The organism is uncultured Bradyrhizobium sp. (assembly GCF_947648125.1).
Taxonomy (GTDB): domain Bacteria; phylum Pseudomonadota; class Alphaproteobacteria; order Rhizobiales; family Xanthobacteraceae; genus Bradyrhizobium.
Genome location: NZ_CANSMR010000028.1, coordinates 24,257 through 45,205, shown reverse-complemented (window position 1 = coordinate 45,205; position 20,949 = coordinate 24,257). Strand labels below are relative to the sequence as shown.

Annotated in this window: 15 protein-coding genes and 2 pseudogenes; 6 read left to right on the top strand and 11 right to left on the bottom strand. The window is 64.1% G+C overall.

Annotated features, from left to right (window positions below; translation table 11 throughout):
* Positions 1-33: 33 nt before the first annotated feature.
* The 5 genes and pseudogenes from Q0030_RS32845 to Q0030_RS32825 form a co-directional block, all read right to left on the bottom strand.
* Positions 34-496 (bottom strand): annotated as a pseudogene (locus Q0030_RS32845) (PQQ-binding-like beta-propeller repeat protein); the annotation flags it as partial.
* On the bottom strand, positions 436-783 hold the full coding sequence (locus Q0030_RS32840) for a Rieske (2Fe-2S) protein (RefSeq protein ID WP_298376931.1): 348 nt from the start codon (positions 781-783) through the stop codon (positions 436-438). The pseudogene Q0030_RS32845 and the gene Q0030_RS32840, both read right to left, overlap by 61 nt.
* A 245-nt stretch (positions 784-1,028) precedes the next feature.
* Positions 1,029-1,457: a hypothetical protein gene (locus Q0030_RS32835; RefSeq protein ID WP_298376830.1), complete on the bottom strand. Its 429-nt coding sequence runs from the start codon at positions 1,455-1,457 to the stop codon at positions 1,029-1,031.
* 112 nt (positions 1,458-1,569) lie between these two features.
* Positions 1,570-3,300, bottom strand: a complete 1,731-nt coding sequence (locus Q0030_RS32830; protein WP_298376827.1) for a PQQ-dependent dehydrogenase, methanol/ethanol family — start codon at positions 3,298-3,300, stop codon at positions 1,570-1,572.
* A gap of 1,016 nt (positions 3,301-4,316) precedes the next feature.
* Positions 4,317-4,499, bottom strand: coding sequence for a hypothetical protein (locus tag Q0030_RS32825; RefSeq protein WP_298376824.1), 183 nt, complete (start codon positions 4,497-4,499; stop codon positions 4,317-4,319).
* A gap of 246 nt (positions 4,500-4,745) precedes the next feature.
* Between Q0030_RS32825 and Q0030_RS32820 the strand changes: the two genes are divergently transcribed.
* The 3 genes from Q0030_RS32820 (at position 4,746) to Q0030_RS32810 (ending at position 7,810) form a co-directional block, all read left to right on the top strand.
* Complete coding sequence (locus Q0030_RS32820; protein WP_298376822.1) at positions 4,746-5,588, top strand: DUF1194 domain-containing protein; 843 nt, start codon at positions 4,746-4,748, stop codon at positions 5,586-5,588.
* A 276-nt stretch (positions 5,589-5,864) separates the two neighbouring features.
* Positions 5,865-6,419, top strand: a complete 555-nt coding sequence (locus Q0030_RS32815) for a thioredoxin family protein (RefSeq protein ID WP_298376819.1) — start codon at positions 5,865-5,867, stop codon at positions 6,417-6,419.
* A 1,193-nt stretch (positions 6,420-7,612) separates the two neighbouring features.
* Positions 7,613-7,810: a hypothetical protein gene (locus Q0030_RS32810; RefSeq protein WP_298376816.1), complete on the top strand. Its 198-nt coding sequence runs from the start codon at positions 7,613-7,615 to the stop codon at positions 7,808-7,810.
* Between the two features lie 912 nt (positions 7,811-8,722).
* Here the strand turns inward: Q0030_RS32810 and Q0030_RS32805 are convergent.
* On the bottom strand, positions 8,723-9,046 hold the full coding sequence (locus Q0030_RS32805; protein ID WP_298376814.1) for a hypothetical protein: 324 nt from the start codon (positions 9,044-9,046) through the stop codon (positions 8,723-8,725).
* Positions 9,047-9,397: 351 nt separating this feature from the next.
* Here Q0030_RS32805 and Q0030_RS32800 point away from each other — a divergent pair, with 351 nt between their 5' ends.
* Positions 9,398-9,541, top strand: a complete 144-nt coding sequence (locus Q0030_RS32800; RefSeq protein WP_363323524.1) for a hypothetical protein — start codon at positions 9,398-9,400, stop codon at positions 9,539-9,541.
* Positions 9,542-9,633: 92 nt separating this feature from the next.
* Positions 9,634-9,942 carry a hypothetical protein gene (locus Q0030_RS32795; protein ID WP_298376809.1) on the top strand — a complete coding sequence of 103 codons (309 nt, stop codon included), beginning with the start codon at positions 9,634-9,636 and terminating at the stop codon, positions 9,940-9,942.
* A gap of 1,067 nt (positions 9,943-11,009) precedes the next feature.
* On the opposite strand, the gene Q0030_RS32790 is transcribed toward Q0030_RS32795, so the two are convergent.
* The 3 genes from Q0030_RS32790 to Q0030_RS32780 all read right to left on the bottom strand — a co-directional run bounded on the left by Q0030_RS32790 (position 11,010) and on the right by Q0030_RS32780 (position 17,993).
* Positions 11,010-12,821 carry a reverse transcriptase family protein gene (locus tag Q0030_RS32790; RefSeq protein ID WP_298376806.1) on the bottom strand — a complete coding sequence of 604 codons (1,812 nt, stop codon included), beginning with the start codon at positions 12,819-12,821 and terminating at the stop codon, positions 11,010-11,012.
* A gap of 352 nt (positions 12,822-13,173) precedes the next feature.
* Complete coding sequence (locus tag Q0030_RS32785) at positions 13,174-14,844, bottom strand: SWIM zinc finger family protein (protein WP_298376803.1); 1,671 nt, start codon at positions 14,842-14,844, stop codon at positions 13,174-13,176.
* Positions 14,841-17,993, bottom strand: a complete 3,153-nt coding sequence (locus tag Q0030_RS32780; RefSeq protein ID WP_298376801.1) for a hypothetical protein — start codon at positions 17,991-17,993, stop codon at positions 14,841-14,843. The genes Q0030_RS32785 and Q0030_RS32780 overlap by 4 nt, the downstream gene beginning before the upstream one ends.
* 244 nt (positions 17,994-18,237) lie before the next feature.
* On the opposite strand from Q0030_RS32780, the pseudogene Q0030_RS32775 reads away from it, so the two are divergent.
* Positions 18,238-18,611, top strand: a pseudogene (locus tag Q0030_RS32775) (hypothetical protein).
* A gap of 8 nt (positions 18,612-18,619) precedes the next feature.
* Here the strand turns inward: Q0030_RS32775 and Q0030_RS32770 are convergent.
* Together Q0030_RS32770 and Q0030_RS32765 are read right to left on the bottom strand one after the other, a co-directional pair.
* Positions 18,620-19,996 (bottom strand): polysaccharide deacetylase family protein, encoded by a 1,377-nt coding sequence (locus Q0030_RS32770; protein ID WP_298376798.1) that lies wholly within the window; start codon positions 19,994-19,996, stop codon positions 18,620-18,622.
* 95 nt (positions 19,997-20,091) lie between these two features.
* Complete coding sequence (locus tag Q0030_RS32765) at positions 20,092-20,907, bottom strand: polysaccharide deacetylase family protein (RefSeq protein ID WP_298376796.1); 816 nt, start codon at positions 20,905-20,907, stop codon at positions 20,092-20,094.
* Positions 20,908-20,949: the final 42 nt, after the last annotated feature.

Genomic DNA, 20,949 nt, shown 5'->3' with positions numbered 1-20,949 from the left:
TCTCGAATACCGCGCTCGGCGGTTGGTGCTGGGCTACTTCTTGACGGCGAACACCCAGACCACGCCGCCTTGGAGCACGTTGTTTCGAGACCGATGTTGTTGGTCGGAGTTGGTCTTCTGCTCCTAGAGCAGTTCGCCCGTCTTGGCGTCGAAGGCCCGGAAGTTGCGGTCGTTGGTCCCGCCGGCGAAGAAGAGCTCGCCTGCAGTCGCCGTGACCGAACCAAACAACTGCGATTTTGGGAAATTGTACGACCAGGTCTTCGTTCCCGGGTGGGATCCCACGCTTGCACTTCACCATAATGATCGGCGCCCCGAGCCCACCTTGAGGCCTAGAGCTTACCGGGATTCAGCGGTACCTTCGCGCCGCTGAAACCTCTGCAGCAGTTGTCGTTGGCGGGCTATCGGCGCTCGGACGGTCGCAATGTGAGGCGCAGATCAGCCCTGCGTGGCACCGACGCGACCCGAAAAGGCCGAAGCAACCGTCACCACGCCGTCCTTGAGCTTCAGCCCGAGCGCCGCAAGCGGACGCGGAGCCGGCCCACCAATCACCTCGGCGGCGTTTCTGGGGTCGAAGATGGAGGCGTGGCAGGAGCAGACGAACCCGTCGCGCTCCTTCGACCACATGTTCACCGGGCAGCCCTGGTGCGTGCAGATCGCCGAATAGGCAACGACGCCGTCTGCGGCGCGCGCCCGCGTCTCGTCGGTTAATGCGGCGGGGTCGAACCTCGCCAGGATCACCAGATTGAGGCGGTTGTCGCTGCGCACCGTGCCGTCCGGAGCCATCGGATAGGCCTGCACCTGCGGGCCGCCGAGCGCAAGGTCCTCGGCCCGAACCACCTGTCCCTTCTTCGGACCGGTCAGAAACACGAAGCGATCGTCCGGCGCTGGCGGCTTGGCAGCCTCGTCCTCCTCCGCCGCGCGCGCGGGACCGGCTAACAGCGGTACAAGCGCCAGCCCGAGGATCGTTCGACGCGTGTAGCAGCGACAGTGCAGCCAATCATCGCACGGCATGTGGCCCACTCCCTTCATTATTCGGTGCCATTGACGTTCGCGATCAGGCGCAGCGACACCATTGCCAGCTCGTCGGGGCCGTGGATGTAACCGACCCTGAAGTAGCCGTTGATCGGGTGTCTGCCCGGCTTTGTGGCCCGTACGCCGATTGCGAAGTCGAGCCCGCCCTCCTGAATGGTGCCCCGGACCACGCGACGCTCGAACACTACCCCATCGTCAAACGACGACAGCTCGATCACGCGATTGTTGTAGCCCTCGAGAACGCGGTGGCCGTCGCGAATGCGCAACGTGGCGTGCAGCACGGCCGGCTCGCCGACCTTGGCGGACACGTCGGTCACCTCGACCACGTAGGCGGGCGATTCATCGGCTCGCGCCTGTTCGAACCCCAGCGAGGCTGGAGAGGTCGCCAGCGCGCCGAACAGTGCAAAGGCAGTGAAGCGGATCATCGTCAGAATCCCTAACGGGTGAGACCCGACCAGGTTGCTTGACAAGACAACGAACCCCCCGGCCGAGAAACCGGCCGCCATTGCTGGCGGCCGGTCGCGAACAAAGATGGACTCACTTGGAGACCGCGAAGACCCAGACGACGCCGCCCTGCGGCACATCCTTCTGCCAACCTACCAGCTGGCTCATCAGCTCCTGCTGGAAGGCCGGGTCGACTCCGTAGCCGGACGCCACCGCCACATACTGCACGCCGTTGACCTCGTAGGTCGAAGGCGGGGCCATGATACCGGAGTTGGTCTTGAAGTGCCAAAGCTGCTCGCCGGTCCTGGCATCGTAGGCGCGGAACTCACGGTCGTTGGTGCCGCCCGTGAAGACCAGGCCGCCGCCGGTGGTGAGTATCGAGCCCCACATCATCGAGCTCGAATACAGGTTGCGCCAAACCCGCTTGCCGCTGTCGACGTCGTACGCCTGGAGCTCGCCGTAGAAGCCCGCCTTGGTGTCGACCGAGAAGTGAAAATCCGGGATGGCAACGCCCGTCCACCACTGTCCGGGAATGCGCTCCTCGACCTTGCCTTCCAGGTTGTTGCAGTGGTTCTCGTTGGACGGAATGTAGACCATTCCGGTCTTCGGGTTATAGGCCTCGTACGGCCAGTCCTTGCCGCCCCACAGGCCAGGGCAGAACTGGGCCGCCTTGCCGGTGGCCGGCTTGTGGGCCACGTCGACCTCAGGCCGCCCGGTCTTCGGATCGATGCTCTTGAAGACGTTCTGCGGCACGTAGGCCTGGGCGTTGATGTAGGAGATCCCGCCGTCCGGATTGCGCTTGAGCCAGTACAGGTAGCCGTTGCGCGCCGGTTTCAGCAGGCCCTTGGTGCTGGCGCCGTCCTTCTGGAAGTCCACCAGCATCGGGGCGCTCATCTCGTCCCAGTCCCATGACTCGTTCTGATGGTACTGGAAATAGCCCTTGATCTTGCCGGTATCGCCATCGAGCGCGACCGTGGAGGCGGTGTACAGGTTGTCGCCCGGCCGCTGATCGCCGAACCATGGCGAAGCGTTGCCGGTCCCCCAATAGACCGTGTTGGACTCGGCGTCATAGTTGCCGGTCATCCAGGTGGAGGCACCGCCGGTCTTCCAGGTGTCGGGCTTCTGCCAGGTATCGCTTCCCGGCTCGCCGGGTGCCGGAATCGTGTAAGTCTTCCACACCGGCTTGCCGGTCTCGGCGTCGAATGCCTGGACGAAGCCGCGCACGCCGAACTCGCCGCCCGCCACGCCGACCAGGATATTGCCCTTCACGACCAGGGGCGCCATGGTCATGTAGTAGCCGGTCTTCCAATCCTCGACCTTTGCGTTCCAGGCGACCTTGCCAGACTTGGCGTCGAGCGCGACCAGCACGGCATCGAGCCCGGCCGCATAGACCTTGTCGCCGTAAAGCGCCACGCCACGGTTGGTGTTGTGCAGGGCGCTGAACCCTTCGGGAAGCTTGGGCTTATAGCGCCAGAGCAGTTCGCCCGTGGCCGCGTCCAGCGCGATCACCTGGCTGTACGGCGTCGTGACGAACATCACTCCGTTGTTCACGATCGGCGGCGCTTCGTGGCCCGAATCCACACCGGTGGAGAAACTCCACACCGGCACCAGCGACTTCACGTTGCTGGTGTTGATCTGATCGAGCGAGCTGTAGCTCCATCCCTTGTAGTTGCCGCGTATCATCAGCCAGTTGCCCGGCTCCGGATTTTCCAGCCGGGCTGCGGTCACCGGGCTGTATTTCTCGATCGATCCTGCGCCGGCGGCGGTTGAAACAAGGGTTGTGAACGCGACAGCGCTCGATAGAAGCCATTGCTTTCTGGTCATAGCCATCTCCCTATGTTCCTCACCCACCCCCATGGTTGCCTCGATTGCTCCAAAACCAGCGTTGCCAACGGCCCTGCGCCATCGCGCCATAGCTTTGGAGAGCAGCGTCATGAGGGTTTTGCATAATCAACACAAACATCCGCTGATCGTTCTGTCGCCTGCCAAACTTATTGTCGCATGCGATGATCCCCTGAGAGCTTGGCACGGCGATCCCGCCGCGGCTCCCAGGCACATGCTCCACGGATCAACGATTCCGACCCCAAGCAGATGCTTGCGCTGACGCGCGGTGCGGAATGCTCTCGGCAATGGGAAGACCGAACATCATCGTTGGCGGCCCGCCGGAGTTCAGAGGCGGGCCGGAATCTGGGCGCCGAAAGAGATGCCCGTCGGCTCGCTCAATACGTACATGATGCTGACATTCCTCGCGCTCGCTCACGCCCGAGGCCTGACTCGGTCGGATACGAAAGCGAAGCCAAACTCGAGCCTGCTCGCAAAACCATGGAAGGCGTCAAAGCCCAATGCTTCATCGCAAATTCCGTTAAGGCCAAGGTAACGCTGACCCCGGAGTTCGTCGTTGCTTCCCCACCAAAGTGAGAACGTCCTCCGCATCAAGAGAGCGCTCAATCGTCTGGAAAATGATCTGAACCGATCGCCCGAAAGCACGTCGGTGGGCATTGGGCATCACATGCACGCCAAACACCACGAGACCAGGCGGCGGGGCTGGTAAAAGCAGTCACTCCGCAGAAACGCGGCTGTGGGGACGAATAAAAGCGCGACTGAACGCGGCGCGCGACGCGGGCAATCCCTGCAGTGCACGAGTCCGTTTGTGGCCCTTCGCGACATAATGCACCGCCACAAGACCTCGGTCGCGAACGGCGCATAGCGGAAGTTGACGAAAGCCGAGTGGTGCAGAGGGCGACGCCCGTGACCCATCTGCGACATTGGGCAGCACTCAAGAAAGGGCACGATCCCACTTGATCGGCGGAATGGTTCGCCCAGGCGGCGATGTCCTGAGCCTACGCGCTTATGTTCAACTGCCGCAGCACGTCAGCGATGAGTTGCTTCACGTCCTGATGGCCACCGTTGTTGAAGGTGATGCGTGTGCCTTGTCCGTCGGGCAGTGGTGTGGCGGTCACGATCCTATCCGTGTTGATGATGATAGGCTGATCGTCCGGTTGCGTGAACTGCACGAATGCCATGAAAGATCGATCCTACCCGTTGGGCGCGCGAGCCCCGCGGCGCCCGAAACCTGCGACGCGCGGGCGTCAAGGTCAAGCCTGTGTACCGAAAACGTAAAGGCGAGGCGCTTCAAACGGCTTGCGGCGTTTGCGCCCGCTCCACTCTGCCGCCTCGATTGCTGCGAACGTGGACGACAATTGCATGTTTCCGCTTTTCGATGCGCATTTTGGGTGTCACCATGCTTGTGAAAGGATGGGAGGGCGGCCATGCGCTGGTGTGTCTCGGTCGGGGCGGTGCTTGTTGCGGGGGCGATAGTCGGAGGTGACATTGCTGGCATTGCCGCGCCGAGCCCGAAATCTCGATTCGCCGACACCAAACGCAATGTACCGTCCGTCAATGTCGAGCTCGTTATCGCCGTCGACGTCTCCTATTCGATGGATATGGACGAGCTTGCCATTCAGCGCGAGGGCTATGCACAGGCCATCGTCTCGAAAGACTTCCTTCAGGCGCTGAGGGCCGTTCCGGGCAGCAAGATGGCCGTGACCTATTTCGAGTGGTCGATGTCGGGAGACGAGAAGATCATCATTCCCTGGCGCGTGATCGACGGCCCGGAATCGGCGGATGCCGTGGCCGCCGAGATCATGAAAACGCCGGTTCGCCGAGGTTCGAGTACCTCGATTTCCGGCGCGATTAATTTCGCACTTCAACTGTTCGAAGAGAATCCCTATCACGGGTTGCGGCGCGTCATCGATATTTCCGGCGATGGGCCGAACAACGACGGAGTCCCGGTAACCGTCGCGCGCGACGCTGCCCTTGAGAATGGAATCATCATCAACGGTCTGCCGATCATGGTGAAGGAGCCGTCCTATTCGACGACCGATATCGAGAATCTCGATCTTTATTACGAGGACTGCGTGATCGGAGGTCCGGGCGCCTTCATCATGACAATCAACGATCGCGGACAATTCCAGGAAGCGATCCGGACCAAGCTTGCTCTCGAAGTTGCGGGCCTCACGTCGGAGAGGGCGATCGTCCCAGCCGCCGAGAAGGAACCCCGGGTGTCTTGTCTAATCGGCGAAGAAAAATGGCAGGAGCGCGGGCGGCGGTGAGTGTCGAGACAATCATTCAGAGCCGCCGGACAAACAAACTTTAGACAGAAGTTTATTATGGTCGCAGCCAGCGCCCACGCGCCGGGGCATTGGAGGTGCTATCGTCCGTTCGTGGCCCACACCGACGAAATCTCGCGCTCGTTCAAATGCCGGCTGTTAAGAGTCGACCGGAGATGGCTGACGTATGGCCAAAACGACGCGACTGGCGAGCAGGCTTTGGAAACCGTGCCCCGGCAGGCCGTCGTCAGCATATATTTGGGCACAAGGAGGTGCGATATGGCGACAACAGCTACCCAAGTCGTTCTTGATACGCCGGCGGCGGAGTTCCGGCTTCCTGCCACCGACGGCAAGACTTACGCACTGGACGACCTTGCGGGCGAAAAAGGCACGGTCGTCGTCTTCATCTGCAACCATTGTCCCTTTGTTAAAGCGGTGATCGACCGCATGGTTTCGGACGCCTGCGTGCTGATGTCGGAGAGCATAGGCTTTGCGGCGATTTGCTCGAACGATGCGGCGAGCTACCCCGAAGACTCATTTGAGAATATGAAGCGTTTCGCGAAGGCTCATGATTTCCCGTTTCCATATCTCCACGACGAGACCCAGACAGTCGCTCGGGCATATGGGGCAGTCTGTACGCCGGACTTCTTCGGTTACAATGCCGACCGCAAGCTCAAGTATCGCGGCCGGCTCGACGAAGGCCGCACAACTCCGCGTCGCGCGGGGGCGCCCCGAGAGCTTGTCGAGGCCATGCGCGCGATTGCGACGACCGGCCTGGCGCCGGCTGACCAAAAGGCGTCGATTGGCTGCTCGATCAAATGGAAGGACGAGTAAAGCCGAGCCCCGTTTCGTATCTGAGACCGCCGCGTGCAGCCGCCTTTGCTGCACATGTGCGATTTGACTAGCGGCATCACGAGGGCCCAGCGGCGGCTGCCGGCGTCGCATTCGTCCCGTCTGCTTCAGGTCTGCTTCCGGGGCAACACGGACATCAACCGGTGAGATAACCGGCTAAGTCGGTCGAAAATGGACCCAAAGCGGAGTGCGCCAGGCAAGCTGGCAAAGAATAGGAGGTGCAGGTCCCCCCGGGGAAGGTCTAGCAACCACCCCGACCCCGAGTGATGCGCGGCGTCCCGCGAGGGCCGACGTGAAGCGTTCACAGGGGAGACCACGGGCCGAGTATTGAGCTGCGAAACGGGGCTGCTTCCGAGGTGCCGATCTCGTTCTGCTGAAGAGAAGGCGACATCTCCCATGACGAAATGGCTTGCATGGGCCGAACCTCGCACAGTCGGAGACCTTGTGCACGTGGAGACGTTTTTTGCGCGGAACCTGGGAGGTCTCATCCATGCCCGGACTCGTGTGCCGGGCCGGCTCGGGAAGGCGACAGCCGCACGCCGAGCATGTACGTGGATGAGAAGTCGGATGAGGCCATACTACCTGAGAAGCGATGAACAACGGGAGGCAGCTCTCGGCGGAAGTCGTGGAGGGAAGGGCCTCACCCAAGGGCAACAGCCGTTAGGCGGCCGCGGTTCGGACACTGAGCCGAAATGCCACGTCGATCCGAATGATGGCTGTGCGGCGGGGCGATGAGCCTGACTAAATTGCTCATCGCACGACGTCTGACCCAAGGGAGGAGCCCGGTGCGTTAGCAGCGCTCGCCGGAATCTCTGCGGGGGGCGAGGAGCAATCCTCGTCCCTACCGCGACCTGCCTAAGCCTTCAGCGCCTGAAAAAGCGCGAAGCGGTCCCGCAGTGGGCAAAGGTTATTTGGCTTCGTCCGAGCAGTAGGCCTGCCTCTTCTCAGTGTGCATGCAGGCCCGGTAGGCGCAACCGGCAGAGCTGGCGGCGCACGCCAGGCGACTGAGACGGTAGCTTTTCCACAACCTCGGCGGCGCTGGCGTCTTATGTCGCCCCGGCGCCGCCAAATGCCTGGGCGAGGGGCGCGATTTTTTGGCAGCGCAATCACTGCCGCACTGATTTTCATACAGGGAATATGCTAAAGTCCGACCACGCAAACGATGGGGGTCGCAGATGAAGATTCCCCCGACTATCGAGCCGATCGCGCATATCTCGCCTTATCGCCGCATCGATCCGTTGCATCCCGGACGGAAGCGCGTCATCACGCTGGAGGAATGGCAGGCAAGCGGGAGCACGCGCAAGCCAGACCCGGCAATCTACAGCTATGACGCACGGAACCGGCGCTGGGTGCTGAAGGAGGATGTGCGATAAGGACGAATGCCGAGCGCGGACACTTCGGTCATGCGCCCTAAACGCAGCATGGAGCAAAAATCACAGTTCCGAGTTAGGGGGGTGAAAAAATCGGGAGGGTCTCATGGATCCGATAACGCACTGCCCCAAATGCGGAAAACAACGGGTGCCGGTTGTCACCTTGTCCGGCCGCACCGACCTTCAATGCATAAGCTGTGACGACCCCGCGGTGAAATGGGCTGAAAGTCCGCTTATAGCTCCTGAGATCGTTGCAGAACCCGTTAGCCACTCGGCAGGCATGCGGAGCTGACACAGCGCGCCTGCGCCGGCGGCTTGGACGATAGAAGGAAGCGGGGCGGGTTGCGGTCCAGCGCTCACGCCGCCGATGCAGGCTGCTTCAAACACGCCGCTTCAATCTGGCGGGTTTTTTCTTTGGCTTGGTCAAGCGCTGGCGCCGGTGGTGCGGCCTGCCTTTCGGGCTGATGCTTTTCAGGCGCTCCCGTCGGAGCTCGCGGCGCAAATCTGGCGGCCCACCGCTGTTCGAACTTCCTTTGCAAGTCCCGAGGAACGTCGCACATAACCCACCTCCGGGTTCAGCCCCTCGATGGGGCCTCAACGCGTGGGGCGCTCTAATAGAAGTCCCTAAACGGTGCCGCGGGGAATCAGCGTCGGGCGCCGGTGCGAGGGGGCAACCGGGTCTGGGACACCGTCACCACCTCGGAGCCGGACCGATAAAATTCATCCGGGACAGCGGCGCACAGCGCTGCATGGATGGCTTCCCAGGACGTGAATTCCTTCGGCATCTCCTGGAGAACGCCATCTCCGCCGTCAGGGTCGATTATCAGACTTGCACGGCGGTTGAAGGAGACGGCTTCGGATTGCCACGCCCATGCGGCCGCCTCGGCGGTTCGATCCCGATCGCCCGCGCTAATCCTATGGCAGATGCGCGGCTTTGCGCGCAGCTGCAACCCAGTCCGTGACGTTGTCCGATTTCAAGATCGCATCTTCCCAAGCACTCTTGGCGGCCGCCAACCGCCCTCCGAACTCGCCGAACGCGAGCTGGCCGCCTTTGCCGCATGCGTGATCGATCTCGAGTTGGATCTTGAGAAGTTCCTCGGCCGCCTTCCGCACCTTGCCGAGGGCATGCAATCGCCCCGAGATCGACCGGTCGCGTTGGGTCGTCTTCGGTGCTGCCTTCTTCGGGGCCGGCTTGCGCTTCTTCGCGGACTTGGCTGCCTTCTTCGTCTTCTTGACCACCGACCTCTCCTCATGTTCGGCCGGCCAGGCTACAGGTCACTTTTCAGCGGGCAGCCTCCGGGTGATGCGGTTCGCCCGCGCATGCCGGCCTCAGGCCGCCAAGGGGGCCGCACTTGCCATTCACATCGACGGAGGGTTGCGTCCGCCGAGGGTGCAGGGGCATGCTTGAGAATAGGTGGAAATCCGACATAACAAGCGCAACACAATGAAATCGGAAATTTTCACTAACCCACTGATATCATTGGCGCGTATGATGCTCGCCCCCATTGCAGCAGGACGTACAGAGGTTAGCTGGCAACTTTGATTGTGCAGTTCACGGACTTCGGGTTGCACGGTCCGTATGTGGGTCAGATGAAGGCGGTGCTGGACCAGATGGTGCCGGGCATAGCCACCGGCGTGCCGCCCTACCTTGTTGACGCGCTGGGCGAACTGTTCGCCGCGCGGCGGCAAGGGCAGCGAGTCACACGTCTGGCCGACGATCGCCGCAGTGTTTAAGATGAAGCCGACGTCGTTCGACCAATTCGTAGCGAAGCATGGGGCGATCTTTCGCGGCGAGCAGCCGGCGCCGAGATTGTGAAAGGTATCAGATGAAGCAGTTCCTGATCCGTTATCGCCGCACGACCGCTACCGCCGAAGCCTGGCACGAGGACATCAAGCGCTTCATCGCGCAGATCGAGGCCGATCCGGAATTGCGCGGACGGATCTCCTACCGGTGCATGAAGGTGCGCGACAGCGACGAATATATGCACCTTGCGACGCCAACGGACGACGCCGCAGTCAAGGCGCTGCAAAGCCGCGACTGGTTCAAGCGCTATAACGAGCAGACCCGCGCGGCCGCAGGTGGCTCGGTCGAGGTGCTGCCACTTGAGACCGTCGCCGAGACCGCCCCCGCGTAACGAAAAATAGCGCCCCTGCGCTCGAGGCTGTCCTTCCTTTTGTGCCGATCATGTTGCGGTGCATGAGTCCGGAGTCGGCCCATCGCGTCATTTCGTTGCCACGCAGCAACCGCGTCGCTCCCGGGAGCAGACCGGACATCAAATGGCAGGTAAAGTCCGCCCCCAGGGTCACATCAGAGGAGCAACAACATGACCCCACACCTTCCCGGTTTGCGAAAATAGGAAACGGCACCACCAGAGGCTCGCACTTTAGCGGGGGAAATTCGAGGTGCGCCGCTTGCCAAGTTGGCGCTGGCCCGTCGCGGTGCCATGATGGGCTCACACTAGGCCGACGACGGATGTACACGTTTGGTCTGGCCGTATTTGGCCTCAGCTCCATCTGTCCCCCAGAGAGCTGAGGCCTTTTCGTGTGATCCGACTCAGGACCACCGTGTTCTTCCGGAATCCTCAAATCCTGTGGATAAGAGTAAATTAATCCTTGCCGATGGCAGGGTATTTCAATCGGTAACGCGCTTTTTGAAAATTTTCTCGGCTGGGGGCCGCATTGCCAGCGGCCCCTTTCGATTCAGCGGCATGGTGAAACTGCCTCAGCATTAACCTCCAAGGGTGCTAGGGCCGTTTTCCTTTAGGGCTTAGTTCTTCCCCGAAGTGGGGCATATCTTTCCTCTGCGCGAGAGTTTAGGTGCTCTCGGCGATCAAGCACGGGGCTGGGCCGGCGCTTGATGGCTGTCGGGTGAGGCAGGGCCGAAAAGCACTTCTGCGCGCGAAATGCACCTTTTTGTTTGACGAATCTGGGCAACTCGTTGATATCGCAATAAATGCGCCCGCCCTCCGAGCGCACCACACTTGGAATTTCCGATTGAAATTGTTGCGGTTTTAGCTCCCATGCTCCCGGTATGGGACGTGGTGCAACGTTGAACGGTGGAGTTCAGGTCCGCTTCCGCCGTGCGCGGAGGCCACCATGACGCCGCCGCCCGGCTGAATCACCCCCGGCGATTCTCCCTCCTGGACTCTCTATCTTCCGTCTTTCGTCGGCTGGTCGAAGACCGGCGCGACGGGGCGGTCGTTCACCATTTCCACCAACGGCTGAAGTAAAGAAACAGCATCGCGCCGGCGATTGCGGGGCCGCCAGGGAGCAGCAGCACGGCGAGTGCCGCGACGATCACCAGTGCCGTGACGAACCACGGCTGCCTTGTCCCGCTCGGTGCCGACGGGGGAGCAGCCTGCGGGCCGACCACGCGCGTGACGCTCACCGGCGGTGGCGGAACGTTGGGCATGCGCGAGGGGCCCGGCGCTGCGGCGCGCGCCTGCGCCGTCCGCTTCTTTTCGTCCTGTCGTGCCAGCGCGACCAACACCGGATCCGGCGGTGGCGGCGGCCGCTCGGCGGGATTCCATTGCCGGCCGGGCGGCGTCTGGCCGGCGGCCGCGGCCTTGCGGAATGCGGCGCGAGTCGGACGCCGCGCGGAAGGGACGGGTCCATACTGTGCGGCGAGGCGCTGCGCTCGCTGCAACAACGGCGTGCCGCTTTCCGGATCCACCATCGCGGCGAAATGGCCGAAGCCGAGCAGCGACCGGATCACGTCCTTGCCGGGGCCGAAATGCTTGCCAGCCGGCCCGTGGCGCTCGACCTGTTGCAGCACGGCGCGGTAACGGCGCAGCAGGTCGCGCGGCACGGCTACCGCCTCGTTGACGGTGAGGCCGGTGACCTCCTGGCGCGTCGAGCGGCGCATCACGCGCGTCTTGTCCGGATGGACCCTGAATCCTTCGGCCTCGACGATGCCGTGCACGGCCTTGAGCAAGGTGCCGATCTTCTTCAAGGCTTCGCCCGAGCCGGAGAAGGTCAGATCGTCGGCGTAGCGGCTGTAGACGAAACCAAGTGTGCGCGCGAGCCCCACAAGACGTCGGTCGAGCTTGCGGCAGATCAGGTTGGTGATCGCCGGGCTGGTCGGCGCGCCCTGCGGCAGCAGCCGCGGACCGTCGGCAACGAAGTGGCGTTCGCCGTCGAGCGCCACTTCGTCGACCATCGGCTCGGTGCACAACAGCGCGAGCGGAATCGCGACCGCTTCGGCATAGCCCAGCGCCTCGAACAGGCCCTTGACGCGAGCGTAGGTCAAGGTCGGGAAGAAATCCTTGAGATCGAGATTGATCACCACGTCGCGGCCGACATGGTTGCGCGCATTGGTCAGGATGGAGCGCTGCGCTGCAAAGCCGTGCGCGGCATCATGGAGTGGCACCCGTGCGAGAACGTTGTCCAGCACCCAATATTGCGTGCGCTTGAGACGCGGCATCGGCGCCGAGATCAATCGCTCGCCGCCGCTCTTCTTGGGGATCGTGAAGCGCTGATAGTGGTTGACCAACGCCACTTTTCTGTTGAAGGCGAGGAAGCGCAGCTCGCCCAGTGCTATGCCCATCGCGTCAGCCAGCGCCTTGGCATCGGCGAGCGGGGGCAGGCCGTCGTGCAAGGGCGTGGTGGCCGTACGGGTGTGAAGGCCCCGCGAGACGTCCTCGCCGAGATAGAGCACGTCGCGCTTGCGCCGATCGTACCAGGCAAAGGCCCGGCTTTGGCATGCCTCCGCGTTGCGACGCTTGGTCTCCTGCCGCCGCGCCATCGCTTCGGCCTTGCGGCGCTTGTGCATTTCCTTCAGCGCCCGCTCGGGATCGCCGAGCGTGGCGTTCTGACGCTGCAGTTCGGTGAGTTCGCGCATCGCGTCTGCGCGGGCGCGGATCACGTCCGCGGCCGGCGCCGGTGCGTCTTCGCCGTCGGGCCAGAAACCGAGCCGGATCATCTCTTCGAGGATGACCTCGTCCTTCGACGACTGGCGGATGCGGTCGTAGAGTTCCTGACGCGTCAGCGTGCCGGGAGCAATGGTCTCGTTCACGCGGCCAGCCCTCCGTTCAGGAGGGGCGCGGCAGTCTTGTGGAGGGGGATCGGAAAGGGCGCAGGCCGGGTTGCCTTCGTCTCTTCTAAGAACTGGATCGATCCACTCGACGCCGGGGCGTCCACCCGTACGCAATTGGGTTCAAGGAACCCATTCTGCGATTGCGTACGGGTGGACTGCCCCGGCCCAGTGAAGATCGGGCCAGTGACGCATGCGTGGTCATAGTGCAAGGACGGCGATACGCCGCCCGGATTGCAAGGTCCTGACCGGCCTGCGCCCTTCCGAATGCAGTGATACGCGAATTGTCGTGGCCGGTTCAAGCCGGCTCTGCAGATGGCAGCTCTCATGTCACTCATGCGATGGCGGGTCCATCCTGGGCGACGCCCTCGATTTGTGAATGGAAGATCCGGCGCAATGCGAGCATGTGTTCGCAAGGGCCGCGCATCATCTTGTTGTGGCCGTAGAAATGACAGCTGCACCGCGCCTCGACGAGACGGTCGTCATCGTCGATGACGAGATTCACCTGCTCGGTGCGGGCGTTGTCGAGCACGCTGCCGTTGATCGCGCGAACGCCCTGGTTGCGATCTATGTTGCCGATCGTCACGAGGTTGGCGTTGATCAGGCGATTGGCTTTCTCCTCCTGCGCGCTGGCGAAGCGCAGCCGGGCGGGGGACAGCGGCTCGCGCGTCAGCTCGCGCAGGCGGTACAGCGACTTGTCGAGGTCGAACATGACGCGTCCGGCCTGAGTGTAGGCGGTGAGCGCCGCATGCACCAGCGCCTGGTCGACACCGGTCTGTCGCGCCAGCTCGGCGGCGCTCGCCGCGTGGGATTTGCTGAGCGCTGCGAAAACGCGTTGGGCCGTGTCGTTGTCGACCTTGTGGCGCGGCGCGAGCAGGTCGAATTGCCCGGCGGACGACCAGTCGTTCGCGGTCCAGCCGGACAGGCCGAGCGTGAAGCGCAGACCGCCAAAATCGACGACGAAGAACGACGGCAGGCCGGTCCCGCTCAAATGCACCCGCACCGACCGCGCCAGCGGCAGCGCCCGCCCGAGAATGGCAAGCCGCCGCCGGCCCCAGATGCGGATCTCGGCGGGCGCCGGGCCGCGATAGATCGAGCGGCGGAAGGTGAGCCGGTCGTGCCATGGCTCGATGACGACCTCCACCGGCGCGTCCGGCTTCAGCACGAATCGCAGAGAGCGCGGGCCGGCTTGCTCCTTCCTCTGCGCGAGGCGGGTGAGGATATTGGCCATGTCCACGGGGTGCAGGTCGAACACATGCGCCGGCAGGGTCATGGCACTCGACACCTGCAGGAAGCCGCGCACCCAGCTATCCGGCAGGTCGATCTTCTCCTCGCGGAAGTCGAGGTCGTCGCCGGTCTGCACCTCGAATCCGGACGGATCGATGGTGAGCGTGGTGTCGCGGTAGGAGCGGATCTTCTGGAATTCGTCGTAGAGGGCGTGGCTGTAGTCGATATTGGTGGTGCCGAACGCCATCTCGCCGAGGCTCTCGAACACGTCGTGGTCGCACGACAGCCGCCCGTAGCTCGATTCGTCGAGGCTGAAGCACTCGAAGAAAATCTCGTCCGGATGCACTGTGATTACCGGATCGAGCACGATCCAGGCGTCGCGGTTCTGCTTGTAGAGGTAGTTGAAATAAGATTGCCGCGCCGCCCAGAACGGCTTCATCAGCCGATCGCGCTCGCGGTCGAAGCCGCGGATGCGGTCCTGCAATTCCGCGATGCGCGGCTTGAGCGCCGCGGATTGCGCTGTCGCCTCGGCGAGGAAGTTGGCCTCGTTCTGCTTCAGCCACTCGAAATAGGCGGTGCGATCGCGCGGCTTGAAGCGCAGGTCCGAGACGACGACGTGATGCAGCGCGGAGATCGCCTCACGAAACGCGAGGTGACGCGCGACCTTGCCGGTGAAGAAAGTCGGCTGGCGCAGCGTGTCCGGCGCGAAGGCGAACGACGACGAGGCGGCGTCGGACGACGCGCTGCTGCTGCCGAGAAATCGATACGCGAAATTCATGCGGCGGTTCCGCTGGTTTGCGAGCCGCCGCCCGGCGGCGTGCGGCCGGCGCGGGCCACGGTGACGGGCAGGCTGAGATCCGGCCAGGCATGAGCGATGTCGCGCAGGATGATCAGTGCGGGCGCCTTGTCACGCAGGGTCACGCTGAGCGTGAAGTCGTGCAGCAGCTGTGCGATCGCCGCTGCGCGATCCCGGTGCGCCAGCGCCTCGTTGCGTAGTGACGTGAAGATCCGGTCCTTGGCGATGCGCCCGCGGTTGATCTGCATCAGGATGATGCGGGCCTGGGTGAGGAATTTGGCGAAGATCGCCGCATCCGCCAGCGAATCGCCGGTGATCAGCTCGGTGACGAAGAGATGGAAGCTGCCGGAGGGGTGCTCCAATACGCGGCCCAGCACCTCGGCGACATCGCCGTCAGCGAGGCTGCGCCGCAGCAGCAGGCGGGCGCCGTCCTGCACCGCGGGCACGGTCGAGTCCGCCATCACTGCCAGCGCCGCCGCCGGCAGCGCTTCGCTGGGCCATGCCGTGAGGCGGTTCACCGCGACTGTTCGTACATCGTCCCATTCGCTCTCGACCAGCAGCACGGCATTCTGCGGGTCGGCGCGGAAGCGCGGCTCGTCGGTCGCAAACGCATGCAGCGCGAAGCGGCGCACGGCGGCAAACGAATGGTTGCCGAGGCGGGCGAGTTGACGGACCGAGAAGCGCGACGGGTCGCTGCTCTCCAGCAGCTTTGCGCCCAGCATGCGGGCGCCGGCCGCGCGCGCTTGCAGCAGGCGCCATAGGGTGCCATCGTCGATGGCAGCCGCTGCCTGCGGCAAGGCCTCGACGAAGAGTGCGACCATGTCGGCGGCATGGCCTTCGACCGGCTCGGCGCGAAAGAGGCCAGTCATCAGCGCGTCGCGCAACCGAACGGCGAAAGCCTCGTCGGCTGCCGCGAGGCGTGCAACGAGTGGCCGCGCAGCCGCTCGCAGCCCTGCATGAGCGCCGGTGGCCGCCAAAGCGATGCCATCGCGATGTTGCGCGAGCGCGGCGTCGTCGAGCCGTGCCAGCAGGCTCATCGAGGCAATACGGATTTCCGGCGCGTCGGCCTGCAGGATCGCCTGCCAAAACGCTGTCGGCAGGTCGTCAGGCCGCGTCGGGGTGACGGCGATGAGCTGGATGCTGGCTGCCTGCACGTCGGGGCTGGCGTGACCGGTCAGGCTTTCGATCACCTCCGGCTGCAGCGGGCAGTCGCGATCCGGCCATAGTTGCGGCAGCAGCGCGAGAGCGGCAGTGAGGCCGGCGCGCTGCAGATCGTCAAGTTCTGGCGGCAACTGCGCGAGCCAGGCTGCGAACGCCTCCGTCGCGTGGGCGCGTTGGTCCCGTGAAGGCGCTCGGTCGCGTAGCCAGCCGCGCATGCGGCCTTGCACGTGATCGTGCGGGCTCGTCAGCGCGGCGCGTGCAAGGGCGGCGTCGGCCCACGGCCAGTCGGTGCGGTCGTCAATGGCACGGATGGCCAGGTCGCGCATGTCGGGCGCCGACGCCTCGAGCAGCGCGGCGATCAATGCCGCATCGGCCTTGTCGGCATCGATCAGGCGCCGCGCGATCGTGGCCGCGAGCGCGGTGACCTCGGGATAGGGCGAGGCCAGCAGGCCGCCGATCGCAGCCACGTCCATCGCATCGGGCCGCGGCGGGCCCTGCCGCAGCGCCTCTGCCGCGAAGCGCGCCGCCGCATGATTGCGCGCCAGCGTCGCGATGCGCAGCAGCCGCTGCGGCTGCGCATCCCATAGCGCGGGAAAGGCTTCCTCGCGCTGCGCGGGCGTGCGCGTGCCGACATGGCGATGGGTGAGAGCCTTGTCATTGAAGCGGCTGGTCTGGCCCCCGGCATGCAGCAGGTGGCTGACGCTCCACACGCGGCTCAGCGCCTCGGCGGAATGGGGAACGGGACGAAAGCTGCCGTCGATACGGACATGCTCGGTCCATGTCGCCGGCTTGATGCCGTCGGCGTCGGTGAAGGCGAGGAGGAGCTCACCCGCCATCGCCGTGAAGGCGTCCTGTCCGAGTTCGGCACGCTTGCGCAGCATGCGCCAGGCGCGTCGCTTGAAGTAGAACAGGGTCTGGTCGGACAGCGCGATGCGCGGAGCCGCGCTGTGCTGTTCCTCGCTGAGCTTCAGCGCCTGGCGCGAACCGGGCACCCAGACTCGGTCGTTGTAGACCCGGCCGCGATAATACATCGGCGTAGCCAGCTCGAACTGTCGTGCAGTCGCGGCGAACAGCGGGCCGTCGTCGATGAGATCGGCATATTTGAACAGGCGTCGCAGCACCTGCACGTAGGGCGGTCGTGGGCTCATCGCATGCACAGCCGCGAGCAGCGTCTTGCGCGCGGCGTCGTCTGCGAGCGCGTGGTGGGCAAGAGCAATGAGGAACTGATTGGCGAAGCCCGGTTGCGCCGAGTTCGCCGCGAGCAGGGCCTGCGTCAGGCCCGCGCCATTGCCGTTCGTCAGCGCCATCTCGATGTCGCGTGTCGCCGCAGCATCCGTGGTTCGCGGCAGCGACAGCCGTGGCGACAATTGCCGAGCGCCCATCAGTTCGCTTGCGAGGGCATAGGCGGCGTAGTCGCGCGTCACCAGGCTGACATTGAGGTCGGCGCAGCTGCGCAACAGATGGGCGGCGTCCGCACCGCCACAGCGCGCCAGCGCATATACCAGGCTGTAGCTCGCGTTTGCCGCGCCGACCTTCTCGGCGAAGGCGGCGAGTTGGGGATAGGCGGCGGCCAGCCGGATCACACCAAGGCGCCAGAACAGGCGGTCGCGCTCCTTCTCGGGCCACGCACTTCGTGCACAGAGCGCGAGCTTCTTGAGCAATTCCGTGTCGCGTCCGTGGGCATCGCCGGCGTCGCGAACGGCCAGCGGTGGTGCGTCGCCGTCGATGCGGCGATAGCCATCGTTGATCTTGGATACTACGACACTATCGAACAGCTTCTCGGCGTTCGAGCGAGTGACCGGCGACGGAGTCTTGGTTCCATCCCTCAACGAGGTGCCGCGACGGCCATATCTGAAGTTGACGAGATATCGTGCGTCGGCGGCGCGTTCCAGATCGACCAGATCGACTTCATAGAGCTTGTCGGATCTGCCTTCCTTCATCCAGAGGCGAACGGAACGAACGATTTGCATTGACCACCCTGGGATGTCCGGGGCGGCTTACATCGCAAGCCGGCCGCGCCGCGTCAATGGGGCGACTACCCGCGCGCCAGCCATGCCGGCTCGAGCCGGCTGGTGACGAGAAGCTGTGGTCGATGCGGTCCTGTAACACCGGTCGGGTAGAGTAGTGGGTGCATGGCCCTGTTGGTATGTCGCTGCCGACCAAAGGCTGCCTCTTGCGATCGCGCGGCCAAGCCTGCCCCACCCGGAGCGCCTGATGATCTTTGCCAGCTACGCCTACCGTATCCTCTCCAACTTCGTGTTCCTGGGGCTGGTCTATTTCACGCTGAACCTGCTGGAGAAATACGAGCAGCGCGCGACGGTCGCGATCCTGGTCCTGGTCTATGCAACGATGCATGCCCTCTCGGGCCTGCGCTCGTTCTATTTCTTCCAACGGATCGAGCGCCTCGAAGGCGAAACGCGGCGGCTGGCGGCTGCAGCCGGCGAGGGGCCCAACGCTGTCGCCTCGCGCAAGCAGATCGTCGCCGATGTCACCGAGCTCAGGCATGCCGGCGAGATCAAATCCTATATCGACATCTTCTCCTGGCGGCGGTGATCCTGCTTTGCGTCGCTAAGATCGTGGTCAGCTAGATCGCGCCCTATTCAGGCTCGCGCTTGCTTGCCGCCGAGGCCTCGGCGCGCGGGGTGCGCCTGGCGACATGGACCGACGCATTGCTCGCGGCAGGCGGGGCGATATGCAGCGGCGCGCCGTGAAGCCGGCCGTGGGCCGCAGCGGGAATCTGATGCGCGGCCTGTTTCGGATGCCTGGCCTGACGCGCGGAGATCGCCTGCGCGCGCGGTGCGCCAGCTCCGGGGACAGCTGCCGCGCGCTGTGCCAGACGACGTTCGGCCGCCGAGCGGGCCGCAAGCAGGGTCACGTCCAGCGCTTCGGGAATGCGAAACACGTCAGCCGCCGGGATCGGCAATGTCGAGGGCGACGCCGGCTGGGCGAGCTGCGCCTGCGGCCACAGCGTGCGGACGGATGCGCCGACGCGCGCGCGCTGCGCGTGATCTAGGACGTCGCCATCGCGCCAATCCATGTCGGCAAACACCGGCGCCGGCAGCGTCCGCGTTGCGGTGAAGACGAAGTTCGGTATTTTGGGCCAGCGCGTGATCGCGACCGTCTCGGTCGGCGGACGCATGAACCATTGCTGCGGCTCGGTCGGCGTCGCCGGGCGGTCCGGTGTCGCGGGCACGACATGGACGATGCGGTAGCCGCGCTCCTTCAGCGTGTTGAGGATGCGCGGCAGCGCCGCAACCGTGCGCGGCTGGATGTCGTGCAGCAGCAGGATGCCCTTGTGCTTGGCCTCGATCCGCTGGATCGCGAGGTCGTAAACCCGCTGCGGCGAGATGTGACGCCAGTCGTCAGCCGGGAAGTCGGCGCTCCAGACCTGGATGCCCTGCGACGCCAGATAGGCTTCGGGGATCTCGGCGCGCATCAGGCCGGGGATCCGGAAGAACGGCGCCAGCTTGCTCTTGTCGCCGTTGAGGGCGGCGAGCGTCGAGGCGATGCCGTCGTCGACCTCCTGCCGCACCCGCTCGAGCGGCATCTTGTTCATCGTCAACGGATGATTCTGGCTGTGCGTGCCGACGGTATGCCCCGCAGCGATCAGCCTGCGCACGCCCTCCGGATTGAACCGGGCCTGGGAGCCGATGGTGAAGAAGGTTGCCTTGACGCACTGGCTGGCGAGAATGGCCAGCACCTGGTTGCTGTATTTCGGCAGCGGTCCGTCGTCGAAGGTCAGCACCACCTCGTGATCGGCGAGCGGCAGCGTCTCCGGATACTGCATGGTGCCGATCCGCGGATGCTCCGTGGGATCGACGACGATGGTCCGCGAGGTGCCGAGTGCGTTGGGGTTACCCGGGCAATCCGCGGCGAGGCCGGCCTGCGGCGTCATGAAGCAGCAGCCCAGCAGCGCCGCGCCGATCACGGTCCGCGACCGCTTCCGGATCATCACCAGGACGTCTGCAATCATCAATCTCGGCCGCATTCCAAACGCACTGACGAATCCTTAGGTGCGGCCCCATGAATGCCGCCTTAACGGTCTGTAATCCACCTTGGGTCCCGGGTTCAATGTGTCCGGTCGGACACGGTTTTCAACGCCGCCGGGACGATGTGGACGACGTGATAATTATGCTCCTGCAGGTACCTTAGGAAGGCGGGCAGCATCTGCGCTGTTCGCATTTGCGGGTCATGCAGCAGGATAATTCCCTTGCGATGGCCCTCGAGCCGCCCGGTGAGCAGCTTGAGTTCCTCCTCGGGGGTCATCTTGTTCCAGTCGCTGGCCCAGAAATCGGCGCCGAACACCGCGATACCGCGCTTTTCCATGCGCCCGAGCAGGGCGGGCGTCGACTCGAAATAGGGGAACCGGAAGAACGGCGTGCTCGGGACCGTGCTCGCGGTGCCGCGCAGGGCCGTCTGGATCGCTTCGATCCCCCGGTTGATGTTCGCCTCGGCCTGATCCGTCGGCATTTTGTTGAGATGCGGATGGTCCCAGCTGTGATAGCCGATGCTGTGGCCGAGCCGCGCGATCTTGCGGACCATATCGGGATGATCGGCCGCATTGCGGCCGACCATGAAGAAGGTGGCCTGCACGCATTCGGTTGCCAGCGCCGTCAGCACCTTGTCGGTGACACCAGGTGTCGGCCCGTCGTCGAAAGTCAGCACAACCTCGCCATCGCGCAGCGGCAGGGTCTGCGGAAAGCTCTTCAACCCGACGCGCGGATAGGTCGCAGGGTCGACCTCGAGCACACGCGCGGTGCCGAGCGCGTCCTTGCGCGGGCATTCGGCGGCCTTCGCCGAGCCGATCAGCGCAAATGGCGCAAGCGCGATCAGCGCCGCGACAGTGTTCAGGATCGGTCGCGGTGCGCTCGACATCTTTCTCATTGCACTGGGCCCCACCGATTAGGTAATCCGTTCCGCACTCAT